This is a genomic window from Azospirillum sp. A23, assembly GCF_042938965.1.
Taxonomy (GTDB): domain Bacteria; phylum Pseudomonadota; class Alphaproteobacteria; order Azospirillales; family Azospirillaceae; genus Azospirillum; species Azospirillum melinis.
In genome coordinates this window covers 1372538-1397879 of the sequence record NZ_CP170666.1, presented here as the reverse complement: position 1 = coordinate 1397879, position 25342 = coordinate 1372538, and the positions used below count along the sequence as shown (strand labels likewise).

Here is a 25342-nt window from a genome sequence, read left to right as displayed (position 1 = left end):
CTGGCCCCCGCAGCCTCAGCCGCCCAGGCCTTCCAGCACCGCGCACAGTCGTGACATGACCGCGCTCCAATCGCCGCGCCGCTCCTGCCGGAACAGACGCATGGTCGGATACCAGGGGGTGCAGACGCCATGCTCCAGCCACCGCCAGTCCGGAGCGAAGGGCAGCACAGTCCACACCGGCCGCCCGAGCGCCCCGGCGAGATGGGCCGGCCCGGTGCAGGAGCTGACGATCAGATCCAGGTTCTCCATGATCGCCGCCGTGTCGGCGAAGTCGGCGATGTCCGCGCCGAGGTCGACGAAGCCGGCGGGCAACGGCCCGCACCGATCCAGATCGCGCCTCCCGGCTCCCTTCTGAAGCCCGAAGACCGAAACCCCCGGCAGATCGAGCAGGGGCCGGAAGGCCGCCAGACCGGGGGAGCGCAGCCCGTCGCCCTTGAACTCCGGATTGCCGGCCCAGACCAACCCGACGCGGAGACCAATTTTTGGACCGAGGCGCGCTCGCCAGCTCTCCACCAGATCGGGTTCCGCCCGCAGATAGGCGAACGGTGCCGGAATGGTGTAGAGGGTGGCGCGCAGCATGTGAGGCAGGCTCGCCAGGGCAACATGGACGTCGTGCGGCGGCGGCGGGTCGTAACGGGGAACAACGCCGGCAATCCCCGGCATCGACGAAAGCAGCCGGACGAGTTGCCCGTTGCAGTCCAGGAATACCCGCGCGCCGTGCGTCTGGAGCAGTGCGGCGTAGCGCGCGAACATGATCGTGTCCCCCACCCCCTGCTCGTCGTGAACCAACAGGGTTCGTCCCGCGAGAGGCGATCCGTCCCAGACCGGCGAGGCGAAGTCACGGCGGGGCGAGGGGAAGTCCGGCATGCGGGACCGCCATTCATACTCCGCAAATCCTTCGCGAAGCTCCCCCTTGATCAGAAGACCGTGGCCCAGCGCGGTGTGCGCCTCGGCCAGAGCCGGTTCCAGGATGGCGGCGCGGCGTGTCAGGGCGATCGACTCGTCCACCCGCATCTCGTCGCGGGCGACGAGGCCGAGATTGAGATGGGCGTGGGCGCCGTCCGGCTGCACCGCGATGGAGCGGCGGAAGCAGGCGGCGGCTTCTTCGTAGCGGCCCAGGTCCTGATGCGTGATGCCAAGGTTGTTGAGGGTTCCCGGCTCGCCGGAAGAGAACCCCAGCGCGCTGCGGTAGGCGGCCATCGCCTCCTCCACCCGCCCGAGCCGGCGCAGCGCCACGCCCAGATTGGTGTATCCCGCCACCGACAAAGGCGTCATGCCGAGAAGCGTCATCAGCGTCTCGACCGCCTCCTCGTTCCGGCCGGCGTGGAGGAGCGCATGGGCGTGCTTGAGCCTCGGCTCCGTCGACCACGGGCTGAGCACCAGCATCCGCCCAAGCACATCGGCAGCGGCACCATGCTCGCCCTGTTCGGACAGAATGTCGGCAAGAGTGCCGAGGCCGTCGGGCAGGCAGGGGTCGAGCGCGAGTGCCAGGCATGCACCCGCCCGCGCCTTGCCGGGTTGACCCAGCTGACGCAGGGCGCCGGCAAGGCTGGAAAAGCTGGCGGGGTTGCCGGGGTCCCGGCGGATGGATTCCCCGATGAGCTGGGCTGCGACCGCCGGCCGGCCATGATGAAGCGCGAGCACCCCCAGAAGATGCAGGGCGCCGGGATGGCCGGGCCGGGCGGCCAGCACCGCCCGGTAGGCGATTTCCGCCTCTTCCGCGCGACCGGCGGCATGATGGGCGATTGCGGCTTGCAGAAGCCCGTCGGGGCGACCGTCATCCATCGTCACAGCAGGACCGGACTGGACCAGGGGGAATAGGGAACCAGCGCCTGCTGGGCCTTGTCGGGACGGACGACGCTTCGGGCGCGCCGGTTCAGCATGGTCGCCACGAAGGAGAAGCTGCTGTTGGACACCGCCACCAGATCGGCCTCGCACAGCACATGGAAATCGGTGAGGAACTCCGCGCCGGGGATCGGCTCCGCCACATCCCGGGCGGAAAGCGGCCGGTATGTGGCGAAGGCGGAGAGGCAGCGCGGGTCGTCGGTCGCGACGTAGAGGACCGGCCGGTCGAGGCCGGGCCAGACCGCGTCCAGCCAACGGAGGTACCAGCTTTCAGGTGCCATCCAGAACGGCCCCCAGCCGAAGTCGCCGCGCCGGATGTGCACGGCCACCACGGTATGGCCGGCCCCGCGCAGGCGGGCGGTCAGCGCATCCGTCCAGGGCCGGATGTGCGGACCCGGCGTGAAGAAGCCGCGGAAGGTTTCCCGATGCGGTGCCAGGAAGCCGGTGTGGCCGCAGAAATAGGCGGTGACGTCCCGGTCGGCCAGCACCTCGTCCTCCACGCCGCCCTCCACACCACTGAGCGAGGCCATGACGCTGGCCTCGACCTGCCGTTCCGGCAAGCGGAGCAAGGCCGGACCGGGCATCGGATCGTCCAGCCCATAGAGATGCCTGCCCGGCCAGGGCGGCACTTCCAGGGTAAGACCGTGCCGCGCGGCGTACAGGCGCAGGACCCCGTATTGCAGAAGCTGGTTGCCGAACCGCCCATGCCAACCGAGCGAGGTCGAGGCGAGCCGGCGTCCCGTCCCCGCCCTTGACGCCGGAGCGGGCGGCGGTCCATAGCGCCGGGTGAGCCGATTGACCGCACGCCCGGTGAATGCCCCGCCCCGGCCAGGGTTGCAGCGGATCGCGCGCTCCCAGCCTGGAAGCGCCGCATCCGGCCGGCCGAGCGCCTCCAGGGCGCCGGCAAGGGCGGTGTGGCCGTCGAACAGGCCCGGTGCGAGTGCCAGCGCACACCGCGCAAGCTCCGCTGCGTCCTCCGGACGGCCGAGGCCGAGGGCCACCTCAGCCCGTTCGGCACGGATCTCTCCCAGGTCCTGTTCAACCCGCGCGGCCCATCCGAGAAGCCTTTGCGCGATCCCCGCCTGCCCCCGCCGCCTTTCGGTGCGCCCCAACAGGAACAGGGTACCGCCATGCTCCGGCCGGAGAGCCAGCGCCTCCCGCAGATGGCGGGCTGCCGGATCGAGAACCCCCTGCTCGAACCTCAGCGAAGCGAGGTTGAAGCGCGCCGCCCCGGCATCCGGGTGGAGGCTCGCCACCGCCTGGAACCCGCGGAGCGCCAGGGCATCGCGCTTGAGCGTGTTGGCCGCCAGCCCAAGCTCGAACCAGACCGCCGCATTGGACGGATCGAGAGCCGCGGCCCGGACCAGCGCTGCAACGGCAGGCTCCGGCCTCTGGTCGCGGATCAACTCCTTCCCCGTCTCCAGCCAGACGGCGGCGTCCGTCTGCGGTGCCGGAAGCGTCTCCGGCCCGGCCATCGCGTTGCCCGCCAAGCCGTAAAGGCGGCGCCGGGTCAACAGTTCGATCGCCACGAAGCGGCTGTCCGGCTTCCCGCGCTCCGCCGACGGGGGGCCGCCGGTCATCTCGGCCCGTTGCCGCTCCAGCGCGTTGCCCGGCCGCATCGTGTAGTGAACGGTCTTGTCGAAGATCTTCAGGCCGCCGAACCGGCTATGCAGGGCGCGGCTGTAGGCCACATCGTCGGCGACCGCCGGGTAGAAAGGCGCTTCCTCCGGAAAGCCGCCGATCCGGTCGTGACAGTCGCGCCGGACACAGAGATTGCCGGGATAGCAGTTTTCCGACGCCTGCCGCCAATCCTGGGTGACTTCGGCGTCGATCCCGTCGAACAGCATGCCGGTTCGAACGAAGCCGGCCTCGGGCGCCTCGTCCAGGGCCCGGATCGTCAGAAAGAGGTGCCGCTCCAGGTAATAATCGTCGGCATCGAGAAACCAGAGATAGCGCCCCATCGCGGCGGCGGCCCCCGCATTGCGCGCCCGCCCCGCACCCCGGTTCAGGTTGTTGGCGATGATCGCGACGCTCTGCTCCGGATGCGCCCGCGCCCATCGCAACGCCCGCGACACGGTGTCGTCCGGTGAGGCGTCGTCGACGACGCAGACATGGACCTTCGCTTCTGCGTCGCCGGACGCCGCCCGGTGGTGGCGGACCGCCGCCAGGACGCTGTCGAGCGCCCGCTCTATGGTGTCCTCCATCCGGTAAACGGGAATCACCACCGTGCCGATGAAGTCGTAGTCGGCACGGTGACGGGCGATGCCGGCCAGTGCGGCGCCAAGGCCATTGTCCGCCATCCGGGACGCCGCATGGAAATGGGCGGCTTCGTCGTCTCGTCCCTGAACGAAGCGCAGAACGCCGAGAACATGCGCGAAATCCCCGCGCGGGGCGATGATTTCGGCCAAGGGTTCGATGAGCGCAGCCGCCTCGTCGACCTGTCCGCTCTGCATCAGCGTCACGGCCTGGTTGAGCGCGGGGGTGATCACCCCGTCGATCTGCTGTTCCAGAACCGCACCGTCTCCGTGCAGCCAAGCGGCCCGGACGAACAGCGACAGGGCCTGCCGCCTGTTCCCGGCCCGGCAGGCGTCCACCGCCAAATGCTGCCAGGGCAGAGCATCCGCCGGATCCCCGGCCAGCGTCCGCCTGTGCGTTTTCACCGAACCCGGATCATCTGTCATCTGCCGGTCACAGCCTGCACGATGACCGTATCCTCGCCTGCCCGCGTCGCCCTTCGCAAAAGCCTACGACCTTCATGCCGGTGGTGGCGGGTGCTATGATGCAGGGTTAACCGCCCCAATGGTTGCATCGCACATGAATTTAACGCCGCCCCCCTCGGCCTTCAAGCCATGATCGAAACGGATGACGCCGATAGGGCGCTCGATGACGATGACCGCCTTCGCAAGGCCGCGGAGGCGGCGCTCGACGCCGATCCTTCCAATGCGGAGGCGTGGAGCATCCTGGGCATGTCCCTGCGCCGCGCCGGAAAACTGGCGGAGGCCATCGCCTGCCACCGCCGCGGCCTGGAACACGCGCCCGGGAAGGGCGGCATCTGGAGCAACCTCGGCAATGCACTGACCGAAGCCGGACGCCTTGCCGAAGGGGTCGCGGCGCAGGAGGAGGCCGTCCGGCGCACCCCTCGCGACCGGACGGTTCTGTTCAACCGCGCGGTCGCGCTGCGCAAGGCGGGGCGGTATGCCGAAGCCCTGGCTGCAATAGACCGCGCGGTCACCGAAAACGGCGGACCGACAGCGCTGCTGCGGTGGGAACGGGCGCTGACGCGGCTGCAGATCGGCGACTATGTGCACGGCTTCGACGATTACGAGGCGCGAAAGCAGATTCCCTCCTATCTCGCGCGCGCCCCTTCGGCGCCGTCATGGAACGGGCAGCCCTTGGACGGACGCCGCGTCTTCGTGACAGCCGAGCAGGGCTTCGGCGATTCCCTGCTGGTGGCCCGCTATCTGCCGATGGTCAGGCAGGCCGGCGGTCGGCCGATCTACGAATGCCATCCGGAATTGCGGCGGGTGTTGTCCGGCCTCGACCCTGACGAGTGGAGGCCGTGGGGAGCGCCCGCGCCGGACTGCGATGTCGAGGTGTCGCAAATGACCCTGCCGATGCTGTTCGGCACGACGCTCGCCTCCGTGCCGCCTCCGGCGGCGCTCACCATCCCGGCGGACGCCCGGGAGAAAGCGGCGCGGCTGCTGGGGGAACGGGAACCGGGAACGCTGCGCGTCGGCATCGTCTGGGCGGGCCGGTCCAGCTTCGCCGACAATGCGTGGCGCGCCACGAAGTTGACGCCGTTTCTGGGCCTCGCCGAAATTCCGGGTGTCCGGCTCTACAGCCTTCAGAAGGGACCTCAGGAGGCCGAGCTGGACGCGCTCGGCTTGGCGGGCCGGCTGGTGGTGCCGCTCGGCCCGCATCTGGAGGATTTCGCCGACACTGCAGCGATGATCGAGCAGCTGGATCTGGTCATCATGACGGACAGCGCCGTGGCGCATCTGGCCGGCTCGCTCGGCACCCCCATCTGGAACCTCGTGCAATACGTTCCTTACTGGATCTATGGCTTCACTGGCGAGCGCACGCCCTGGTATCCGTCGATGCGTCTGTTCCGCCAGGGTCCGGAACTGGACTGGGCGCCCGTCTTTGCAAGCGTCCGCGCGGCTCTTCACGACGAGGTCGGGCGGCGCACCGCGCAGGGCGCCTTCACCGCCAGGGTTCCCTGACAGCCCGCTGCAGCGCGGTGCGCAGCGCGGCCACGACGTCGCTCCAGTCACCCGCGCGCGCCTGCCGGAACAGCCGCATGGTCGGATACCAGGGACTGTCGGTCCGCTCCAGCATCCATCGCCACTCGGATTCCGCGCGCACGATGGTCCAGACCGGCCGCCCCAGAGCCCCGGCAAGATGGGCGACCGCACTGTCCACGGAGATGACCAGATCGAGTTGCGCCACCACGGCCGCGGTATCGGCGAGGTCGTCCAACCCGTCGCCGACATCGTGGAAGCCCGCGGGAAGCCGGCCGCCCAGCTGCTCCAGATCCGCCCGGCCGCCGCCCTTCTGAAGGGAGACGAAGGCGATGCCGGGAAGGTCGAGGAGCGGCAGCAGAGGCTTCAAACCCGGCGAGCGCTTCGCATCGTCGGGAAGGTCCGCGTTCCCGGCCCAGACCAGCCCGACGCGCAGTCCCGCCAGCGCCGGCCCCAGCCGGTCGCGCCACATCCCGACGAGGGCGGGTTCGGCGGCAAGGTAAGGCACCTCCGCCGGGACCGTGGCGAGGGTCGTGCCAAGGAGATGCGGCAGGCTCATCAGGGCCGCGTGACCATCATGCTGCGGTGTCGGCGCGGAATGCCCGACCACCGTCGCCACGCCCGGCAACGTGGCGAGGAGCCGTACCAGCGCGTCCCGGCACTGCACGATCACATGGGCGCCGCGCCGCGCAAGCAGCGGCGCGTAGCGCGCGAACTGTATCGCGTCGCCGAGCCCCTGCTCGTCGTGCAGAAGGATACGTTGCCCGTCGAGAGCGCCGCCGTCCCATGGCGGCGTCGGCAGGCCGCGCGCCTCCACCTGGCCACCGGCCAGCCGGGTGCGCCACTCATAGGCGCGGAACCCCGGCGCCAGATCGCCCCGCATCAGCAGACAGGTTGCCAGGAGCGTGTGGGCTCCGGGGTCCTCGGGCCGCTGCGCGACGAGGCGGCGGCACGCGGCCTCCGCGTCGTCCAACCGGTGCAGGCTGCGCAGGACCAGGGCGCGGTTCATCAGCGTCTCGGCATGGTCCGGCTCCAGGACCATCGCACGCGACAGGGCGCCGAACGCCGCCTCGTCCCCTCCGAGCCGCATCGACAGGGCGAGGCCCAGATTGTTCAGCAGGCCGGCATCGGCCGGCATCAGCGCCAGCGCGCGGCGGCCGACCGCCACCGCCCGTTCGTGGAGGCCGAGATTTCTCAACGCGACCGCGAGGTTGCCGTAGGCGCGATACTCCTCAGGCTCGCGGCGGACAAGGTCCATCAGGACCGCCGCTCCCGCCTCGTACCGGCGAAGCAGCAGCAGGCTGCGGGCGAGCTTGAAAAGGTGGAAGCTCCCCTCGGGGTCCAACCGGGTGCAGCAGCGCAGGGGTTGGAGCGCCTCGGCTGTCGCGTTGCGGGCGAGCAGCCGCTCGGCAAGCGCGTGGAAGGCTTCGATGTGGGTTGGATCGAGGGCTGCGGCCCGGCGCCAGAGCGCCTCGGCCGCCGTGCCGTCCCCCTCCCTCTCCCGTGCCCGGCCGTTCTCGATCAGGGTCTCCGGCGCCGGTTCCGCCTGCGGGGCGATCCAGCCGAGATGGCGGAAGCGGGCGAGCGTTTCCCGGATGCGCGCCGGATAGCGCCCGTCGATGGGCACGCGGCGAAGGCCCGTCCAAATGCCGGGCAAGACGCCGTCGTCGAAGCGGCCGGTGGCGTAGAAACGGTCGAGCCGGGCTTGGTTGGCCTGCGGATCGCGGTCGAAGCCGGCCATCATCTCACGATGGGCGAAAGCCTCCAGCTTTGCGCGGAAACGACCGGCACCCCCCATCCAGGTGAAATGCCACCCGGCATCCGGGATGATCCGCCCGATCCCCTGCTTGGCCAGATAGCGGGCGCGGTTCGCACCGATGCGGCGGATCAGCTCCCAGGGGGCGGCCGCCACCGAAATCCACGGGTCCGATGCCTTGAGGTCGAGGAAATAGAGGAAGATGTCGAGGTGCGGGGCGAAAAACGTGGCGCCCGTGCCTGCTCCACCGACTGCGCCCTCGTCCATCTCCCGACGCAGCCGCTCGACGACCGGCGCGCGCAGGATCTCGTCGGCGTCGGAAATGAGGATCATGTCGCTGGGCCGGCAGTCCCCCAGGCCGCGGAGGATCGCATCCCTCTGGTATGCCTCGCGGTTCCAGGCAAAGCCGCCCGGATCCTCGGCGACGACGATGTGGACGATCTTGTCCGCATAGGCTGCGAAGCGCGCCCGGTTGTCGGCGTAATACAGCGGCTTGGCCGCGCCAGCATGGGTATAGGTCGCCTCGACCAGGACGAAGCGCTCCACCACCGGGTAGAGTTCCGCCAGCCGGACCTCCAGCAGATCCAGTTCGTTGTAGAACTGGAAGCAGTCGAAGACCCGTCGCCCGCTGGGCGGCGGCGGAGACGGTGGCGGCAATTCGGGCAGCACCGTCCGGTAGGCCAACCAGGCGTCATAGCCCCGCAGAGCCGACCAGATGCCGGTGCGCGCCTCCTCATCGTTGTGATCGAGGTGCAGCGAACGCTCCACCAGCTCGATCATCCGGCACGCCTCCGCACGCCAGACCGGGTCGGCCAACCGCTGGTCGCCTCCCGAGTTCAGATGGGCGCCCAAAGCCTCCATGAGTTGCTGTTGGGCAGAGACGATCCTGGCGGTGACCGCCGTGGCGCCCCCTGTCGAAACGGGCGGCAGGGAAGCCGGCGCCGGGGAGACCGGTGCCGGGTAGACCGGTGCCAGCAATTCCTTGAACCAGTCCATCCAGCCCCGCGCCCGCACCTCCCAGATCGTCCCGGCGTTCGCGTGTTCGACCTGGGCACGGAGCCGCCGGCCGACGCCGGTGGGATCGTCCCGCAGGTCCCGCAGGGCGGCCACCGCCGCCTCGGCATAGCGCCGCGCGTGCTCCTGCGGATCTTCCGGCACCGGTATGAGGCGCGCGAATCCGGCACCGCTTTCCGGCAGGGCGCCCAATTGGCTCGACACCACGAGGCAGCCGGCTGCCAGCGCCTCCAGCACGGCGATGCAGGAGGTCTCGGCGAAGCGGTTGAGATAGGCCAGGCAGGTCGCCTCCCGCATCGCTCCCGCCAATTCCACCTGGCCGAGGCCGCCGAGATACTCCACCCCCTCGGTCTCGCGACAGCGCTGGTACAGGGCGGTGAAGGGGTCCTGCCCGGCGGAGACCTGATAGGCCTCCAGGCTCGAACACACGCGCAGCCGGGTTCCCGGAATCGCCGCCCGGATCAGCGGGAAGCTGTCGAGCAACACGTCGAGCCCACGGAACGGCGTGCTGGTGTAGGTCAGAATCGGCGGCCAGGGCTTCGCCGCCAGGATGTCCTCGTCCGGCCCGAACAGGTTGGCGAAGGCCGGCGCGATCCCGTTGCGCATCACCCGGCAGTTGGTCGGATCGAAAGGGAAGGCGTTCAGATACCCGTCCATCTGCCATCGGCTGACGAAGGCGATGCCGTCCAGGCAGTCGCGCAGGTCGGCGGCGGCCAGATTGGCCACGGCCGGCTGGTCGATAGCGTGCTGCGTCCAAAGGATCAGTTTGCGCCCGTCGCCCAGTTTGGCGCGCAGACGCAGCAGAAACTCCCGGTCGCACCCGTTCAGGAACACCACGACGTGAAAGTCGCACAGATCCTCGAGGCGGATCGAAGCGATGGGCAGGCAGCGCACCCCGCGCACGGTTACGGCCGCGCGCGTGCCGTTGACCACCGCAACCGCATGGCCGGCGGCGGCCAGCGCCTCGGTCAGGTAGCAGAGTGCCGATTGCGACCCGCCGAGCGGCCGATGACGCGGCGTCTCGGGAGTGTAATCGCCTCCCGTCGGGTCTATGAATGCGATCTTGACGGTCATGCCTTGAAGGTCGAGATGGGCCGGCGCTAAATAGCGGGCCGGCCGGATGCCGGCACTTCCTGCTGCATAGCACCAGCCCCCACCGGGAAGGTCAACCTGCATTTGCACCGTGCGTCGAAAGGCTGTGCGTGGAACAGAACATTGCCTTGACTTGGCAGCTTTCGGAAATTCACGGCTGGGGTCTGGTCGGCGTGCATACGGCGCTTTGCCTTTTGGACCAGGGCCGCCCGCCGCTGTTGCTGGAACAGCCGCTGCTGGCCACCCTGCGGCCGGAGAACAGGGAAAGAGTGACGGCCCTGCTTGCCGGGTATGAGCGCATCGGCGCCATCGCCGGTCAGGTCCGGGACAGGGTGGTGGTCATCGAAGGCTGGACGCTGCTGCATGCGCTGGCCAACGGTTTCACCGAGGGGCCGACATCCGCGCGCTTCCGCGGCAGCCGCAATGTCGGCGTGATCGCCTTCGAGGACAACCGGTTCGACGCCGCCACGCTGGAGCGGGCGCGCCGCTACGACAAACTCGTGGTGCATTCGACCTACAACCGGGATTTGCTTCTGGAGCAAGGGCTCCCGGAGGTCGGCTGCGCTTTCCAGGGCATCGATCCGGGTGAGTGTCCTGCGCTGCCTCCCACCGGCCGGTTCGGTGACCGCTTCGTCATCTTCTCTGGGGGCAAGCTGGAGTTCCGCAAGGGCCAGGACATCGTGTTGGCCGCCTTCCGCCATTTCCACCAGCGCCACCCCGAAGCGCTGCTGGTCACCGCGTGGCACAATCACTGGCCGCATACCTCCAAAACAATCGCCGAATCCCCGTTGACGCCCGTACCCCCGATGATCGGCGAGAACGGCAAGCTGCGGATCGTGGAATGGGCGATGGCGCATGGCGTGCCTCCGGAGGGCTTCGTCGACATGGGCTTCCTCCCAAGGCATCGGATCGCGGCGATCATGGCCGATTGTCACGCCGCCGTTTTCCCCAACCGCTGCGAGGGCGCCACCAACCTTGTCGCCATGGAGGCGATGGCCTGCGGTGTGCCGGTGATCCTGTCGGCCAACACCGGGCATCTCGACCTGATCCGTGAGGACAATTGCCTGGCTCTCCGCAACCAGACTCCAGTCGTCGACCCCACCGGCGCACGCCGCGGCTGGGGCGAATCCGCTGTGGACGAGATGATCGAACAGCTGGAAAGCATCTATACCGACAGCGCGGCCGCACGGATTCGCGCCGAGGCGGGCCGAACCTTCATGTACCGTGAGCGGACCTGGCGCAACTTTGCCAACTCTTTCATTCAAGCTGCCGGCTGAGCCGTCGTGGGGCGTTACCAGACTTGTGGAAACGCACCATGCTGCGGCGGCCCGCCACTGGAATCAGGATGCATGAGTCCTTCTCATGCATGGAGGCCGGATAAATCGTTTGTCGGGAACTGACCGGATGCGGAGGTTTGGCCCAGGGTTTTCAGCATCGACACTTGGAGGAATGGCCTTGGCAAACGGAATTGAACGCTACCCGCTGAATGAGTCCTCGCCCTACCGGACCCAGTTTCTGGAATCGGTGCGGGTGCCGGTCGATGGTACCGAATTCCTGATGCTGAGCGGGCTGACGCCGCCGGTCATCGACGGCTCCGTTCCGAGCGAACGAGCCGAAGCCTATGGCGACACGGAGATGCAGACCCGCAACATCCTGACGCAGCTGAAAGCCACGCTGGAGCGGCGCGGCTATGGCCTGAACGACGTGATCAAGGTTCAGGCCTTCCTCGTCGGCGACGCGCGGATGGGCGGACGGGCCGATTTCCAGGGCTTTTCCCGCGCCTACGCCGAGGTGTTCGGCACCGCCGAAACCCCGAACATTCCGGTGCGCACCCGTGTGCAGGTGGCTGGGCTGGTGGAGCCGGGCTGGCTGGTGGAGATCGAGGCGATGGCCGCCAAGGCGGGGTGACCGTCGTCGCGACGGTCGGGCGGGACGGTCAGGCGGGACGGTCCGACGCCCCGCCGAACCGGTCGGCGATGGCCAGAACCAGATCGTCCGCGCCCGGCCGTCCGACGATCTGGACCCCCACCGGCATCCCGTTGCCGTCGCGCCCAGCCGGCAGCGCCAGCGCCGGCAGGCCAAGCAGGCTGAAAGGGCGATTGAAGCGCAGGAAGGCCAGGGTGGTGGCGCCGGCAATGGTCACGTCGTCGTCGTCGACCCCATCCAGACGCGGGGCCGGCCCGCCGATCACCGGACAGAGCAGGACGTCCGCCGCAGCGAAAGCACCCTCGATCACCGCCGCCCGATAGGCCTCCCGGTCGCGCAACGCCTGCTCGCAGGCATCGCGCCCCACCTCGGCCGCCGCGACCAGACGCCGGCCCACCGCCGCCGGATACCAGTCCGGGCGCTCGGCCAGCGCCGTCCGGTGCAAGGCCGACGCCTCGAACGAAGTGATGGTCCCGGCGCAGGCGTTCAGCGCATCGAGCGGCGGCAGGGCGACCTCGACCGCCAGCGCCCCGTCCGCAGCCATCCGGCGAAGGACGGACTGGATGACCGCGGCGACCTCCGGCTCCACCCCGGTCTGGAGCCATTCCGCCGGCAAGCCGACACGCAGAGGGCCGATACGCAGACGGCTATCGTGTTGCTCCCTGGACGCCGGATCGCGCAGCGCGGCGAACACCGCGCGCAGCAGGGCGGGATCGCGGGCGATGAGGCCGATCTCGTCCTGCGTAGGCGACAGCGGCGCGATGCCGGGATCGCCGACGGCTCCGGCCGTCGGCTTGAAGCCGAGGACGCCGCACAAAGCGGCCGGGATGCGCACCGACCCACCGGTGTCGGTGCCGAGCGCGAAGGGCACGATGCCGGCCGCGACCGCCGCCGCCGAGCCGCTCGACGATCCGCCGACGGCGAACCGCGCATCCACCGGGTTCAGCACCCGCCCGAAATAGGGATTCAGCCCGGTGGCGGCGTAGCAGTGCGGGTCGAGGTTCAGCGCCCCGATGGCGATGGCTCCGGCCGCCGCCAGACGGTCGAGCGCCACGCTGGTCCGCGCCCCACCCCAGCGGTAGCCGTGCCCGACCCCCACCGTCGGCTGCCGCCCGGCGGTGACGAACACGTCCTTGTACGCGAAGGGCAGACCCCAGGGCGCCGGTCGCGGACCGTCCGCAGAAACCGCCGGCAGGGCCCGCGCCCGCTCCTCCGCGTCGGGGAACAGCTCGATGAAGGCGTTGAGCCCGCTGGCGCGGGCCGCAGCCAGGGCGGCCGCGACAGCCTGGGCGGGGTTGCGGGGAGACGCGGCGGTCATGCTGGGGCCCTTTCAACCATGGTGCCGCGCATGGCGGCGGCAACGGCAGCTGCGGAAATCCCGGAACGGCCCCGTCTCCGGCAGGCGGAAACGGAGCCGTCCGGCCGGTGTCAGACGTGGCCGTAGCGCTCCAGCGCCTGCGCCAGGGTCAGGCCGTTCGACAGCTCCTCGCGGATGCGGATCTCGGTCGCGGTCAGCGCCTCCGATTCCGCCAGCACCTTCGGAACGATGGCCGCCGGGATGGCGAGCGCGCCGTCCTCGTCGGCCAGGATGAAGTCGCCCGGCTCGATCCGCACCCGCTCGACCGTGGCCCCGCGCAGGAAGACCGGAACCTGCCAGGCGTTGACCTTCCAGCGGCCGATAGACTGCACCGGCGTGCGGTAGCGGGCGTAGACCGGGAAGCCGTGATGGCCGAGCCAGCGCACGTCGCGGATACCGCCGTCGACCAGCGCGCCGGTGCTGCCGCGCTCCTTCATGCCGATGGCGATCAACTCGCCGAAATAGCAGATGCCGTCGCCGTCGCCGCTCCACACCGACACCTCGCCGGACGACAGCCCCTGGCACGCCGCCATCTTGTCGGCGTCGCCGCCCAGCGGATAGGGCGTCATCTGGCCGCGGATGGTGTAGGCCCAGCCGGCGAGCCGCCCGGCGGTGGCGGGATAGGGCATGAATTCCGCCGCCAGCCCCTGGTCGGGCCAGCCCATCACGTCGAGCACGTCGGCGACGTTGGAGGTGTCGACGGCCAGGAAGCGGGTGCGGATGTCCTCGCGCTGCGCGGCGGTGAGGACCGTGTCGGTGCTGCTGTTCATGCTGGGGATCCTTCGGACTGTCAGATGCTGGGGATGTAGCCGCCGTCCACCCGCAGGGTGGAGCCGGTGACGTAGGCGGCTCGCTCGCTGGCCAGGAAGGCGACGGCGTCGGCGTACTCGCAGGGCTCGCCGTAGCGGGCCATCGGGATGGCGGCGGTGCTCTCGGCGACAATTTCGGCGACCGGCCGCCCTTCGCGTGCCGCCTTGCTCTCGTCCAGGAAGCGGATGCGGTCGGTGGCGATGCGGCCGGGCAGGACGACGTTGACGGTCACGCCGTCGGCCGCCACCTCGCGGGCCAGCGACTTTGACCAGCCGACCAGGGACAGGCGCAGCGCGTTGGACAGGGCGAGGTTGGGAATCGGCGCGACGACGCCCGACGAGGCGCTGGTGACGATCCGGCCCCAGCGCCGCTTCCGCATGCCGGGCAGCACCCGGTCGGTGATGCGGATGACCGACAGCACCATCGCCTCGAACTGCGCCGACCAGACCTTCGGATCGACGCCGCTGGCCGGCGACGGCGGCGGGCCGCCGGTGTTGTTGACCAGGATGTCGATTGCGCCGAACCGTTCCTCGGCCAGGGCGACGTTGCGGTCGGTGGCGGCCGCGTCGCCCAGGTCCCAGACGATGGGGAGGCAGGGCACGGCGGTTTCGGCGCTGCCAATGTCGGCGAGGACGGCGCTGGTGGCGGCCAGAAACGGCGCGTCGCGGTCGGCGATGACGAGGTTGGCGCCTTCGCGCGCCAGCCCCAGGGCGATGGCGCGGCCGAGCCCGCCCCCGGCGCCCAGCACCAGTGCGGTGCGGCCGGAAAGTCCGAGATCCATGACGAATCCCCCTTCTGTTTTTCGTTTCTTGCTGAAAGCGGCGTTCAGGACCCGACGCGCAGCGGCGCGCGCAGCTTGCGCAGATAGGCCAGCACCGACAGGGCGGTGATGCGGCCGGTCTTCGGGTTGTCGGTCGGGATGTTTTCGATCGCCATGGTGAAGGTCGCCGAATCCGCCTCGACCTCGATGCGGTGGGTGTTGCGCTCCAGCGCCGGATCGGCCCAGATCTCCAGCGTCGTGCGGTCGGGGCCGATGCCGGCCAGCGACAGCGCCACCGCGACGTTCAGGTTGGCAGGGAAGCCAACCGCCGCCTCGCGCGGGGTGCCGTGGAAGATGCGCAGCGGGCCGGTGATGTCCTCGATGGCGATGCCGTTCTCGACCAGATAGGGGGCGCCGACCAGACCGCGCACCGGCTTGCGCGTCACCATGCGCACGGCGCGGATTTCCCCCTCCGCCGCCGCCGTCACCGCGTCGAGCCCGAGCAGCGCCCCGGTCGGCACGACGATCTGCCCGCCATGGGCGCGGGCGGTGGCGACCAGCCCCTCGTTGGCCAGCAGGGCGCCGGAGCTGAGCACCACCGCCGTCTTGCCGGCGTGGAGGAACGGCTCGACGATGGCCGGAAGCAGCGCGGCGGGGGCGCATTCGACGACGAGGTCGGCGAGCGGCTCCAACTCGGCGATGTCCACCACCGGCACCGGGCGTGTCAGAGTGGACAGGCGGTCCATCGCCGCCGCCCTGTCGCGGGCCGAGACGGCGGTCAGCACGCAGCCGTCGAGCCCCTCGTCGAGCGCCTCGACGATCTTCAGCCCGACGGCGCCGAGGCCGGCGACGGCGACCCGCAGCGGGGGCAGAGCGCGGGCGTGCGCCGGGGTTTGGGACAGCCCAAGGGGCGTCTCAGTCATGATGGAACCTTTCGGATGGGAGCCGGCCCGAGGGGGCCGGCGTCAGGAACGGGTCAGGGACCGGTTCAGGGGGTAGTGGCGGCCGGCGGCGGCATCAGCCCAGCGAAGTGGTCGGCGATCTGACCGGCGGTGGCGAACCAGACCTCGTCGCGGTGGGCGTCGAGATGCTCCAGCACCCGGCGGAACTGCTTGATGCGGAAGGGCTGGCCGACGATGAAGCTGTGGATGGTGATGCCGTAGGCGAGCGGCTGGTCCTTCGACTGGCGCAGCATCTCGTCGAAATTGTCGATGGCCATGTCGGCGAAGGCCGGTGCCGTGCCGTCATGCAGCACAATCATCGGCACGTCGTTCACCTCGTGCGGATAGGGCACGCTCAGCAGCGGCCCGCCGGTGGTCCGCATCCACACCGGCTGGTCGTCCATCGGCCAGTCCATCGTGTAACGGTAGCCGGCCTCCGCCAGCAGATCCTCGGTGTTGGCGCTGGGGTGCGCGCCGGGGCTCATCCAGCCGGCGGGAGGCTTGCCCTCGTGGCGGCGGATGGCCTCTGTCGCCTCGGCGATCAGGCGGCGCTCCTCCTCCAGGCCCATGCCGTTCTGGTGTTCGCCGTTGGTGCGGCCATGGGCGACGATCTCGTCGCCGCGCTGCCGCAGGGCCGCGACCAGTTCCGGGCAATGCTCGTAGCATTCGGTGTTGAGCAGCACCGTCAGCGGCAGGCGGTGGGCGTCGAACAGGTCGATCAGCCGCCAGCCGCCGACCCGGTTGCCATATTCCCGCCACGCCCAATTGTAGCTGTTGGGATGGCTCAGCCCCGGCGAATAGGGCAGCCCGAGGCCGCTGCCGTAAGGGAAATGCTCGACGCAGAGCGCCACATAGACGGCCAGCCGCTTGCCGCCCGGCCAGGAGAAGTCGGGACGGTCGGTGATCGCGGAGTAGGGAAAGCGGTTGTGGGAGGGGAGCATCGCGGATCCTGCCTTCGGTTCGATGTATTCAGGGCCGGTAGTCGGCCGGGGCGACGACCGAGCTTAGATCGACCTCGCCCAGCGTGTCCGAGGTGACGAGCAGCGCCGGCAACACGACCTTGGCCTCGACCGGCTTCTTCGCGGCGGCGGCCAGCGCCTGGGTGAAGGCGGCGCGGCCCTGCGCCACCACCTGCTGGATGGAGGTGCAGGCCAGCTCGCGGTCCTTCAGCAGTTGCTGCGCCGTCGGGCTGAAGTTGGAGGCGGAGACCCGCACCGCCGGCATGCGGCCGGCGGCCTTCATCGCGGCGACCACGCCGGCCGCCATGTCGTCGGTGGCAGCATAGACGCCCTTCAGCTCGGGGAAACGCTGGGTCCAGTCCTCCGCCGTGGTCAGGGCGGCGTTGCGGTTGTCGGCCAGCCGGGACTCGGCGACGACCGTCACCCCCGGCGCCTCCTTCGCCAGCGTCTCGCGGAAGCCCTTGGCCCGCAGGTCGGACCAGGCCTGCCCGGTCGGTCCCGCCATCATCGCCACCTCGCCCTTGCCGCCGATGGCCTGGGCCAGACAGCGGGCCTGGAGACGGCCCATGTCGTAATGGTCGGCGCTGACCGTCGCGCTGAGCCGGTCGCTGTTGGGCGGCGAGGAGATGCCGACCACCGGGATGCCGCGGCCGACCGCCTGCTCCACCACCGCCCGCACCGCGTCGCCGTTGGTCGCGCCGACGATGATGGCGACGACGCCGCGCTGGGCCAGATCCTGGATCTGGGCGATCTGCTGGCTGCTGTTGGCGTCGCCGCCGGCGTTCAGCTTGACCAGCGTGACGCCGGCGGCCTTGGCCTCCTGCTCCGCCCCGTAGACGGCGGAGATCCAGAAGGATGAGGCGAGGTTGGGGATGGCGAAGCCGATGGCCTTGTCCTGCGCCAGGGCCGGCGCGGTGGAGAGCAGAAGGAGGGCGGCGAGGCTTCCGGCGAAGCGGATCGGGGAGCGGGTCATGTCCGTGTCCTTGATTGGGAGTGGAAGGACGGCAGAGAGCGCAGAAGCGTTTCGAGAAGGCCGGAGGCGATGATGACCACCCCCACGGCGATCTGGGCGACGAAGGGCGAGACGCCCTGGAGGTTGAGGCCGGTCAGCAGCACCTGGATGAAGGCTGCCCCGATCACGACGGCGGCCACGCTGGCGATGCCGCCACTGAGCGCGGTCCCGCCGATGACCGCGGCGGCGATGGCCTGAAGCTCCATCCCCGCCCCTTCGGTCGGCAGGCCGGAGCCGGCGCGGACCGTCATCAGCACCCCGGCGAGGCCGGCGAACAGACCGCACAGGCCATAGGCCCAGAGCTGGACGCGCCGGGTGTCGACGCCGACCAGCGCCACCGCCTCGGGGTTCGATCCGGCCATCAGGATGCGCCGGCCGGCGAGGCTGCGGCCGACCAGCAGGGCCGCCCCGACCGCCAGGACCAGCGCCGCCCAGCTGGCAGGGGGCAGGATCGGCATCGGCTCGAAGCCGAGGCGGGTCACCGCGCCGGCCGCGTCGAGCGGCACCACCTGCCCATCGCCGGTGATCAGCAGCGACAGGCCGCGCACCGCGATCAGGCTGCCCAACGTGGCGACCACCGGCTGGAGGCCGAGCGTGCCGACCAGCGCACCGTTGACCAGCCCGCAGAACAGACCCGCCAGGGCCCCGGCGGCCAGTCCGGGCAGGCCCCAGGCATTGCAGGCCATCGCCGCGCAGACGCTGGACAGGGCGGCGACGGCGCCGACCGAGATGTCGAAGCCCCGGGTCGCCAGCACGAACATCTGGCCGATGGCGAGCAGGGCGAGAACCCAGACCTGCGCCCCGATGTTGGCGGCGTTGCCCAGGCTGAGGAAGCGCGGCGCGGTGGCCGCGAACACCGCGACCGCCAGGATCAGGCAAAGCGGCGCGACCCGGAAGGGAATGGGAAGGACGGAGCCGGCGGCGCGCAGGCCATCGGCGGAGCGGCGCAGGAAACGGGCGCTCATGACCGGTCCTCCTCCGGCTGGCGGGCGGGCCGGACCGGCAGCAGCAGGAGCAGCCGGGGCGCCTGCTGGAGCATCACCGCGCCGAGGATCACGGCGGCGATCATCAGCTGCTGATAGGCGACGGGCAGGTTCAGCAGCACCACCGCGTTGTTCAGCATGGCGATGACCAGCACGCCGCACAGGGTCTGCACCGCCCTCCCCTGCCCGCCGGCAAGCGGGATGCCGCCGACGGCGCAGGCCGCGATGGTCTCGAACGGCAGGTTGGGCGCAAGGCCGGGCTGGCCGGAGGCGACCCGGCTGGTCAGGATGACGGCGGCAAGCGCGCAGAAGGCACCGGCCAGCAGATAGCCCGCCAGCACCGACCGCCACACCGTGATGCCGGACAGCCGCGCCGCTGTGCCGTTGGCGCCGACGAGGTACCAGAGCCGGCCGGCGCGGGTGTGGGCGAGCAGGAGGTGCAGCAGGACGAAGCTTGCCGCCGCCGCCAGGATCGGCACCGGGATGCCGGCGACCCGGCCGCGCGCCGGCCAGGAGAAGGCGTCGCTCGGCGGCGCGTCGATCGGCAGGCCGCCGGCCAGAACCGCCGCCCCGCCGCCGGCCACCATCAGCATGCCGAGCGTGACGAGGAAGGGCGGCAGGGAAAAGCGCGCGACCAGCGTGCCGTTGACGAGACCGACCAGCAGCACCGCCGTAACACCGGCCGCGAAGCCGCCCGCCACCCCGGCGGACGGCAGGGCCAGCACCGTCACCACGCTGGCCAGCGCCGCCGACGCGCCGAAGGAGAACTCGATCCCGCCGAGAATCAGCACGATGGTCTGGCCGCAGGCGGCGATGCCGAGGATGGAACCGACCCGCAGCAGATTCTCCAGATTGCCGGCGCTGGCGAAGCGCGGCACCGCCAGGGCGAAGACGCAGAACAGCAGCAGGACGACCCAGACGGCGGCGGGCGGGTTGAGACGGCCGGAGAAGCGGCGCGGCCAGGCGCCGGTCAGGGCCATCATGCCGCCCTCCGTCCGGCCAGCCGGTCCATCAGGGCGGTGCGGCCGGTGCCGCGCGGCAGCTCGCCGTCGAGGCTGCCGTGCCGCACGACCAGGATGCGGTGCGACAGGGCCATGACCTCGTCGAGGTCGCTGGAGGCGACGACGATGGCGACGCCCCGGCCGGCGGCTTCGACCAGCGCGTCGTGGATGGTTTCCCGTGCGGCGATGTCGACGCCGCGCGTCGGCTCCAGCACCACCAGGACCCGCAGGTCCGGCACCGCCAGATTGCGCGACAGCAGCAGCTTCTGCTGGTTGCCGCCGCTGAATCCGGCGGCCGGCCGCTCCGGCTGGAAGGGGTGCAGGTTCAGCCGGCGCAGCCAGGGCATCAGCGCCGCCGCTTCCCCGCCCGGCCGCAGCAGCCCGCCGCGCGAGAACAGCGCAACGGTCGAGGAGGAGGCGTTCTGGAGCGCCGCCAGCGGGCCGAACAGCCCCTCGGCGTGGCGGTCGGCCGGGACATAGCCGACCCCGGCGGCGACGGCCCGCGCGCGGTCGCCCGGCGGCAGTGCCTCCCCCCGCACTGCGAGCGTGCCGGCGGCGACCGGCCGGGCCCCCGCCAGCGCCGCCGCCAGCTCCAGGGCGCCCGAACCGACCAGCCCGGCCAGCCCGACGATCTCGCCCGCCCGCACGGTGATGTCGGCGGCTGCGTCCGCCGGCCCCAGCCGCAATCCGGTCGCGGTCAGCACCGGGCCGCCCGGCTGCGGCAACGCGCGGTCGCCGGACTCCACCATGTCGCCCAGCATGGCGCGGACCAGCTCGGCGCGGCTCAGCGAGGCCAGCGGCTCGGCGTCGATCACCGCGACCCCGTCGCGCAGGACGGTGACGTCGTCGGCCAGCGCCTCGATCTCATCGAACTTGTGGCTGATGAAGAGAACGGCGGTGCCCTCCGCGCACAGGCGGCGGACCACGCCGAACAGCCGGTCGGTCTCGTCATGGGTCAGGGCGGCGGTCGGCTCGTCCAGCACCAGCAGCGTGCAGCGCTGCCCCAGCCCGCGGGCGATCTCCACCAGCTGGCGTTCGCCGACCGACAGCCGCTCGACCGGCAGATCCAGGTCGCAGCCGAGGCCGACCGCGTCCAGCCAGGCCCGCGCCGTGGCGCGCGGCACCAGGGCCGGCCGGGCGCGCAGACCCGCCGCGCCTGCGATGGCGAAGGCCGACAGGTTCTCCAGCACCGACAGATGGGGGAACAGGCTGAGATGCTGGTAGATCGGGATCACCCCGGCGGCAATCGCCTGCCGCACCCCGGCGAAACGGGTCGGAACGCCGTTCAGCGCAATCCGCCCACGGTCGGGCTGGATCGCGCCGACAACGATCTTCACCAGCGTGCTCTTGCCGGCACCGTTCTCGCCAAGAAGCGCATGGACCTTTCCCGGCCGCAGCCGCAACGAAGCGTTGCGGAGCGCACAGGTCGCCCCGTAATTCTTGGCAATGCCGCTGACTTCGAGCGTCCAAATCTTACCGGGATCGCCCCTTGTCTGTCGTGTCATGGCTGTTCGTGTCACGATAACCCTCGCGCTTGCCCTGTTTCTTTTGAACTCTGACGGTTCAGTGACAGGAAGCGTGCCGGAGGACACCGGACCTCACAAACGACTTGTTCGGCCCCTATGCATGACCTAGGCTCATCCATGGGAGGCCATGCCGATGCCGAAACGACCGCTGCCGCCGCTCAACACCCTGCGCGGGTTCGACGCCGCCGCGCGGCACCTCTCCTTCACGCTGGCGGCCGACGAGCTTCACCTGACCCAGGGCGCGATCAGCCGGCAGGTGCGCGATCTGGAACTAGCGCTGGACTGCCAGCTGTTCCGCCGCATGACCCGGCGCATCGAACTGACGCCGGAGGGGGAGGACTTCGCCCGCACCGTCCGAGACACCTTGAGCGAACTGGAGCGGGCGGCGCAGCGGATCGGCCGGTCGCGGACGATGCGCACGCTGACCATCTCAATCCTGCCGACCATCGCGTCGCTGTGGCTGATGCCGCGCCTGCATCTGTTCACGCAGGCCAACCCCGGCATCGAGGTGCGGATCATCTCGTCGATCGAGCCGTCGAACCTGCTGGCGCACGAGGCCGACATCGCGATCCGGGTCGGCCGCATTCCCGGCCGCCGTTATGAGCGCGGACAGCCGCGCATCGACCTGGACATGGTGACGAGTTGGGACGGCGTGCAGGCCGACGAGCTGTTCCCCGACATCCTCCGCCCGGCCTGCGCGCCGGAGCTTGCGGGCCAGGCGGTGCTGGAGGACGGGCGGCCGGTGGTGTGCCTGCCGCTGATCCACACCTCCAGCCGCCGGCACGCCTGGCCTGACTGGCTGAGGGCGACCGGTGGACAAGCCGTGGCCGGAACCGGCGGCGAGCTGGAATTCGGCCATTTCTTCATGTCGCTGGACGCCGCCCGCCAGGGCCGCGGGATCGCCATCGTGCCCGACATCCTGCTGGCGCAGTACGACCGCCGCGCCGAACTGGCGATGCCGCTGCCATCCGAGGTGCGCAGCGCCGGCGAATATTACCTGCTGATCCACGAAAGCCGGCTGGACGATCCCCGGACGCAGGCTTTCCGCGGCTGGATCCTCGCGGAAGCCCGCAAGGCGCGCGATGGGTTGACGTCCTCGGTCGATCCGAGCGTCAGCACTATTCCTTCCCAGCTTTCCGATCTTTAGCGCTGCAACCGCACGTCCTGACGGAGCGATCCACGACGTCGATGCCAGCCGTTGGGACGGGCCCCCTTTTTTGGCGGCTGGCGCACGAGGATCGAGGCCCGAAAGAGCTCGTAACCGCCGTTCACGAATTGCAGCTCGCCGCGCGTAACCGCGCCCGAACGCATGGCCTCCTTGTCGCGGCGGCGTGCCTCCGCTCGCCGGTATCACTCCAACATCACCGTGACCTACGACATCTACGGTCACATGTTCCCCTCCCCGGACGACGACCGAGAGGCGATGGCACAGCTTCAGGCTCGGCTCTTGGGCGGGCCGTCATGAAGGACGGAATGTCCAGAACAGGCGGAGAACGACACCACCCTGACCGTGTTGCATCCGTGCTGCGCCGAAACGCCTCGTAGCGGTTGGAAATCGCTGCAGATCAATGGGATAATGTTGCGACACGCTCAAATGCAAAAGGCCCACCGTGCGGCGGGCCTAACGTGTTGATTTTGCTGAGAAAGGTTGGTTGGGGGACTAGGATTCGAACCTAGGCTGGCGGAGTCAGAGTCCGCTGTCCTACCGCTAGACGATCCCCCAGACCGTCACCGGGGCGGCTCGTTCGCCGTGCCCCGTGGTGTGGGCGGGTTTATAGCGACCATGTGCCGGGCTGTGAAGAGCTTTTTTCGCTCCGGATGCATTTTTTTCCAACCGCCGCCGCCGGCCCGGTTTTCCCCAGGCCGGCGGCGGTTGTCGTCATCGCGGAACGATGCCGGTCATCGGGGCGACGATATGGCGAAGGTCTTCGTCAGCCTCCAGTTCCTCCAGCTTGCGGGGAAGACGGCGGCGCCAGTTGGGGTGCTGGTCCACCGTGCCGGGAAGGTTGGGTTGCTCGTCGTCGGCCAGCGCATCTTCGATCTGAACCATCACGATGCGGGATGGCGTGCGCGACAGATAGGCGTGGACGGCGGCAGACAACTCGACACGGAAAGGCTGGTCGCCGTCCTCCGTGGGATAGCTGTCCGGGCGCAGCCCCTCCCGCGACAGGGCCTGCAACAGTCGCCAGCGGTCGACGCCGCGGTCCCAGCGGTCCTTGTCGCGACTGGCGTCGTCGGGATAAAGGCCCAACCGTTTGCGCCAATCGAGGTCCCGACCGGTCCAGAAGCCCTTGAAGGGTGCCAGATCATGGGTGCTGACCGTCGCCATCGAACCGGCCGGATATTCAGCGGGGGACTTGAAGCCACCATCGGCGGTGCGCTCGAAATAGAGCACGCGGTAGCTGAGGATGCCGGCCTGCTCCAGGGCCGGGCGGAAGCCGTCCGGTACGGTGCCCAAATCCTCGCCGATCACGACGCATCGGTTGCGCCGGCTCTCCAGCGCCACGATGCGCAGCAGGTCGTGGAAGGGATAGGCGACATAGGCACCGGGGCTGCCGTCCTCCGGAATCCAGAACAGGTGCTGCAATGCCATCACATGGTCGATGCGCAGTGCTGCGGCATGGCGCATGTTGGCGCGCAGAAGCTCGATGAAGGGGCGATAGGCGGACTCGCGCAGGCCCAGCGGCGACAAAGGCGCCAAGCCCCAGTTCTGGCCGTTCATGTTGAACTGGTCGGGCGGAGCTCCGACATTGGCGCCCTGCACCAGCATCGCCGGATCGGCCCAGGCGGAGCCGCCGCCGGGGTGGGCGGCAACGGCAAGGTCGCGGTAGAAGCCCATGGCGAGGCCGGCGGACCGCCCGCGTGCCGCAGCCTCCCCCAGCTGGCGGTCGGCTTCGAACTGCGCCCAGGCGAAGAAATCGACGCGGTCGGCATGCGTTGCAGCGAAATCCGCCACCTCGGCGCTCTGCGGGTCCTGGAAGGCGGCCGGCCAGCTCCGCCACATCCACTGTGCGGAATCCTGGCGGAAGAAATGCTCGTGCAGGGCATCGAACAGGGCATGGCGGTCGAGCGCCGCCCCCATGTCCTGCCGGAAGGCGGCATAGGCAACCTTGCGCGGGTGGTCGTCGGGAAGGCTGTGGAAGCGGGCGTGCAGAGCCTCCAGCAGCGGCAGCTTCAGCGCAGCGACGGCGGGGTAGTCGACCAGTTCCGCCTGCCGGGCCGACGCCAGCGCCGTCTGGAAGGCGGGGTCCGCGATCCGGGCCTGCAGATCGTCGGCGCCGGCGAATTCGGGAACGGCGGCCGGGTCGATGTAAAGGATGTTGAGGAACTGGCGGCTGGACGGCGAATAGGGGCCGATGTGGTTGGGGTCCGACGGGAACAGGGCGTGCAGCGGGCTCAGCCCGACCAGCCCGGCGCCCAGCCGCCCGGCGACTTCGGCGAAGCTGGCGAGGTCGGCGAAATCGCCGATGCCCCAGTCATGCTCCGACCGCAGCGAATAGACCTGCAAGCCGATGCCCCAGCTGCGGCCGGCCGGCACCATCTCCTCCACCGTCACGCAGCGCTCGGGCGCCACGATCAGGGTGGTGGAGCCCGACGGCCCCGCCCCGCCGGCAGCCTCGACATGCAGATCCAGCCGGTGATAGCCGATGGGCAGGGACACCGGCAGCAGGGCGCCCAGCGCACGGCGCTCATAGGCCGTACCGTCCAGGGCGGTGCGGGCGGTGACGGGCAGGTCATGGACCGCGACACGGCCGCCCAGGGCGGTTCCCCCCTCCGGCGTCAGCTCCCACACCAGCGCGGCCTCGTCCAGCCCGGCCGGCAGGGCGACCTCCAGACCGATCCCCTGCCCTTCCCCGCTGATCAGGACCGGCGGCAGCGGACGGCTCCAGGACCGGCGTTCGACCGTACGCAGGCTGTCGGCGACCTCCTCGTCCGTGGCGGCCTGCAACCCCATGGCGGCGATCAGCGCCCGCTTGGTGGCGGCGGACGTCTCCCGCCGGTTGCCCCAGATGTCGTGATAGTGGGGTTCAAGTCCAAGCAGATCGGCCAGCCGGTCGAGATCACTCATGCAGGGTCCCCGCGGGTTGTACGGAAGGAAGGGTGGGGCTTAGGGATTGG

The 25342-nt window shown here is 70.1% G+C and carries 17 protein-coding genes and 1 tRNA gene; 4 read left to right on the top strand and 14 right to left on the bottom strand.

Annotated elements, in window-relative coordinates:
* Nucleotides 1-15: 15 nt before the first annotated feature.
* Together ABNQ40_RS15180 and ABNQ40_RS15175 are read right to left on the bottom strand one after the other, a co-directional pair.
* Complete coding sequence (locus tag ABNQ40_RS15180) at nucleotides 16-1785, bottom strand: tetratricopeptide repeat protein (RefSeq protein ID WP_391347105.1); 1770 nt, start codon at nucleotides 1783-1785, stop codon at nucleotides 16-18.
* Nucleotides 1786-1787: 2 nt separating this feature from the next.
* Complete coding sequence (locus ABNQ40_RS15175) at nucleotides 1788-4505, bottom strand: glycosyltransferase (protein WP_391347103.1); 2718 nt, start codon at nucleotides 4503-4505, stop codon at nucleotides 1788-1790.
* 189 nt (nucleotides 4506-4694) lie between these two features.
* On the opposite strand from ABNQ40_RS15175, the gene ABNQ40_RS15170 reads away from it, so the two are divergent.
* Nucleotides 4695-6068 (top strand): tetratricopeptide repeat protein, encoded by a 1374-nt coding sequence (locus tag ABNQ40_RS15170; RefSeq protein WP_391347101.1) that lies wholly within the window; start codon nucleotides 4695-4697, stop codon nucleotides 6066-6068.
* Here the strand turns inward: ABNQ40_RS15170 and ABNQ40_RS15165 are convergent.
* On the bottom strand, nucleotides 6049-9930 hold the full coding sequence (locus tag ABNQ40_RS15165; protein ID WP_391347099.1) for a tetratricopeptide repeat protein: 3882 nt from the start codon (nucleotides 9928-9930) through the stop codon (nucleotides 6049-6051). The two genes, ABNQ40_RS15170 and ABNQ40_RS15165, sit on opposite strands and share 20 nt — an antisense overlap.
* Before the next feature lie 128 nt (nucleotides 9931-10058).
* Between ABNQ40_RS15165 and ABNQ40_RS15160 the strand changes: the two genes are divergently transcribed.
* Together ABNQ40_RS15160 and ABNQ40_RS15155 are read left to right on the top strand one after the other, a co-directional pair.
* The gene (locus ABNQ40_RS15160) at nucleotides 10059-11225 is read left to right on the top strand and encodes a glycosyltransferase family 4 protein (RefSeq protein ID WP_391347096.1); all 1167 of its coding nucleotides are present in this window, start codon (nucleotides 10059-10061) and stop codon (nucleotides 11223-11225) included.
* A gap of 172 nt (nucleotides 11226-11397) precedes the next feature.
* Nucleotides 11398-11856 (top strand): RidA family protein, encoded by a 459-nt coding sequence (locus tag ABNQ40_RS15155; protein WP_391347095.1) that lies wholly within the window; start codon nucleotides 11398-11400, stop codon nucleotides 11854-11856.
* A 28-nt stretch (nucleotides 11857-11884) separates the two neighbouring features.
* On the opposite strand, the gene ABNQ40_RS15150 is transcribed toward ABNQ40_RS15155, so the two are convergent.
* From ABNQ40_RS15150 to ABNQ40_RS15110, 9 genes are all read right to left on the bottom strand, one after another.
* Nucleotides 11885-13192, bottom strand: coding sequence for an amidase (locus tag ABNQ40_RS15150; protein WP_109048917.1), 1308 nt, complete (start codon nucleotides 13190-13192; stop codon nucleotides 11885-11887).
* 110 nt (nucleotides 13193-13302) lie between these two features.
* Entirely contained in the window at nucleotides 13303-14001 is a 699-nt protein-coding gene (locus ABNQ40_RS15145) for an RraA family protein (RefSeq protein WP_109048916.1), read from the bottom strand.
* 20 nt (nucleotides 14002-14021) lie between these two features.
* Nucleotides 14022-14822, bottom strand: coding sequence for an SDR family oxidoreductase (locus ABNQ40_RS15140; RefSeq protein ID WP_109048915.1), 801 nt, complete (start codon nucleotides 14820-14822; stop codon nucleotides 14022-14024).
* A 44-nt stretch (nucleotides 14823-14866) separates the two neighbouring features.
* The gene (locus ABNQ40_RS15135; protein ID WP_109048914.1) at nucleotides 14867-15724 is read right to left on the bottom strand and encodes an aspartate dehydrogenase; all 858 of its coding nucleotides are present in this window, start codon (nucleotides 15722-15724) and stop codon (nucleotides 14867-14869) included.
* Nucleotides 15725-15789: 65 nt separating this feature from the next.
* Nucleotides 15790-16683 carry a polysaccharide deacetylase family protein gene (locus ABNQ40_RS15130; RefSeq protein WP_109048913.1) on the bottom strand — a complete coding sequence of 298 codons (894 nt, stop codon included), beginning with the start codon at nucleotides 16681-16683 and terminating at the stop codon, nucleotides 15790-15792.
* Between the two features lie 28 nt (nucleotides 16684-16711).
* The gene (locus tag ABNQ40_RS15125; RefSeq protein ID WP_109048912.1) at nucleotides 16712-17674 is read right to left on the bottom strand and encodes a substrate-binding domain-containing protein; all 963 of its coding nucleotides are present in this window, start codon (nucleotides 17672-17674) and stop codon (nucleotides 16712-16714) included.
* Entirely contained in the window at nucleotides 17671-18678 is a 1008-nt protein-coding gene (locus ABNQ40_RS15120) for an ABC transporter permease (protein ID WP_391347090.1), read from the bottom strand. The genes ABNQ40_RS15125 and ABNQ40_RS15120 overlap by 4 nt, the downstream gene beginning before the upstream one ends.
* Entirely contained in the window at nucleotides 18675-19679 is a 1005-nt protein-coding gene (locus ABNQ40_RS15115) for an ABC transporter permease (protein WP_391347089.1), read from the bottom strand. Before ABNQ40_RS15115 ends, ABNQ40_RS15120 begins: the two co-directional genes overlap by 4 nt.
* Nucleotides 19676-21202, bottom strand: a complete 1527-nt coding sequence (locus tag ABNQ40_RS15110) for a sugar ABC transporter ATP-binding protein (RefSeq protein ID WP_391347086.1) — start codon at nucleotides 21200-21202, stop codon at nucleotides 19676-19678. The genes ABNQ40_RS15115 and ABNQ40_RS15110 overlap by 4 nt, the downstream gene beginning before the upstream one ends.
* Nucleotides 21203-21356: 154 nt before the next feature.
* Here ABNQ40_RS15110 and ABNQ40_RS15105 point away from each other — a divergent pair, with 154 nt between their 5' ends.
* Entirely contained in the window at nucleotides 21357-22370 is a 1014-nt protein-coding gene (locus ABNQ40_RS15105) for a LysR substrate-binding domain-containing protein (protein ID WP_391347084.1), read from the top strand.
* Between the two features lie 502 nt (nucleotides 22371-22872).
* Here ABNQ40_RS15105 and ABNQ40_RS15100 read toward each other — a convergent pair.
* Together ABNQ40_RS15100 and malQ are read right to left on the bottom strand one after the other, a co-directional pair.
* A tRNA-Gln gene (locus ABNQ40_RS15100) sits at nucleotides 22873-22946 on the bottom strand.
* 156 nt (nucleotides 22947-23102) lie between these two features.
* Nucleotides 23103-25292, bottom strand: coding sequence for a 4-alpha-glucanotransferase (malQ, locus tag ABNQ40_RS15095; RefSeq protein ID WP_391347081.1), 2190 nt, complete (start codon nucleotides 25290-25292; stop codon nucleotides 23103-23105).
* Between the last annotated feature and the right edge of the window lie 50 nt (nucleotides 25293-25342).

Bases quoted from the DNA above. Each gene is read 5' to 3' on its own strand.
- ABNQ40_RS15135 (WP_109048914.1), bottom strand. From the start codon at position 15,724: ATGACTGAGACGCCCCTTGGGCTGTCCCAAACCCCGGCGCACGCCCGC.
- ABNQ40_RS15140 (WP_109048915.1), bottom strand. From the start codon at position 14,822: ATGGATCTCGGACTTTCCGGCCGCACCGCACTGGTGCTGGGCGCCGGG.
- ABNQ40_RS15115 (WP_391347089.1), bottom strand. From the start codon at position 19,679: ATGATGGCCCTGACCGGCGCCTGGCCGCGCCGCTTCTCCGGCCGTCTC.
- ABNQ40_RS15120 (WP_391347090.1), bottom strand. From the start codon at position 18,678: ATGAGCGCCCGTTTCCTGCGCCGCTCCGCCGATGGCCTGCGCGCCGCC.
- ABNQ40_RS15165 (WP_391347099.1), bottom strand. From the start codon at position 9,930: ATGACCGTCAAGATCGCATTCATAGACCCGACGGGAGGCGATTACACT.
- ABNQ40_RS15105 (WP_391347084.1), top strand. From the start codon at position 21,357: ATGCCGAAACGACCGCTGCCGCCGCTCAACACCCTGCGCGGGTTCGAC.
- ABNQ40_RS15130 (WP_109048913.1), bottom strand. From the start codon at position 16,683: ATGCTCCCCTCCCACAACCGCTTTCCCTACTCCGCGATCACCGACCGT.
- ABNQ40_RS15110 (WP_391347086.1), bottom strand. From the start codon at position 21,202: ATGACACGACAGACAAGGGGCGATCCCGGTAAGATTTGGACGCTCGAA.
- ABNQ40_RS15180 (WP_391347105.1), bottom strand. From the start codon at position 1,785: ATGGATGACGGTCGCCCCGACGGGCTTCTGCAAGCCGCAATCGCCCAT.
- malQ (WP_391347081.1), bottom strand. From the start codon at position 25,292: ATGAGTGATCTCGACCGGCTGGCCGATCTGCTTGGACTTGAACCCCAC.
- ABNQ40_RS15145 (WP_109048916.1), bottom strand. From the start codon at position 14,001: ATGAACAGCAGCACCGACACGGTCCTCACCGCCGCGCAGCGCGAGGAC.
- ABNQ40_RS15125 (WP_109048912.1), bottom strand. From the start codon at position 17,674: ATGACCCGCTCCCCGATCCGCTTCGCCGGAAGCCTCGCCGCCCTCCTT.
- ABNQ40_RS15170 (WP_391347101.1), top strand. From the start codon at position 4,695: ATGATCGAAACGGATGACGCCGATAGGGCGCTCGATGACGATGACCGC.
- ABNQ40_RS15150 (WP_109048917.1), bottom strand. From the start codon at position 13,192: ATGACCGCCGCGTCTCCCCGCAACCCCGCCCAGGCTGTCGCGGCCGCC.
- ABNQ40_RS15155 (WP_391347095.1), top strand. From the start codon at position 11,398: ATGGCCTTGGCAAACGGAATTGAACGCTACCCGCTGAATGAGTCCTCG.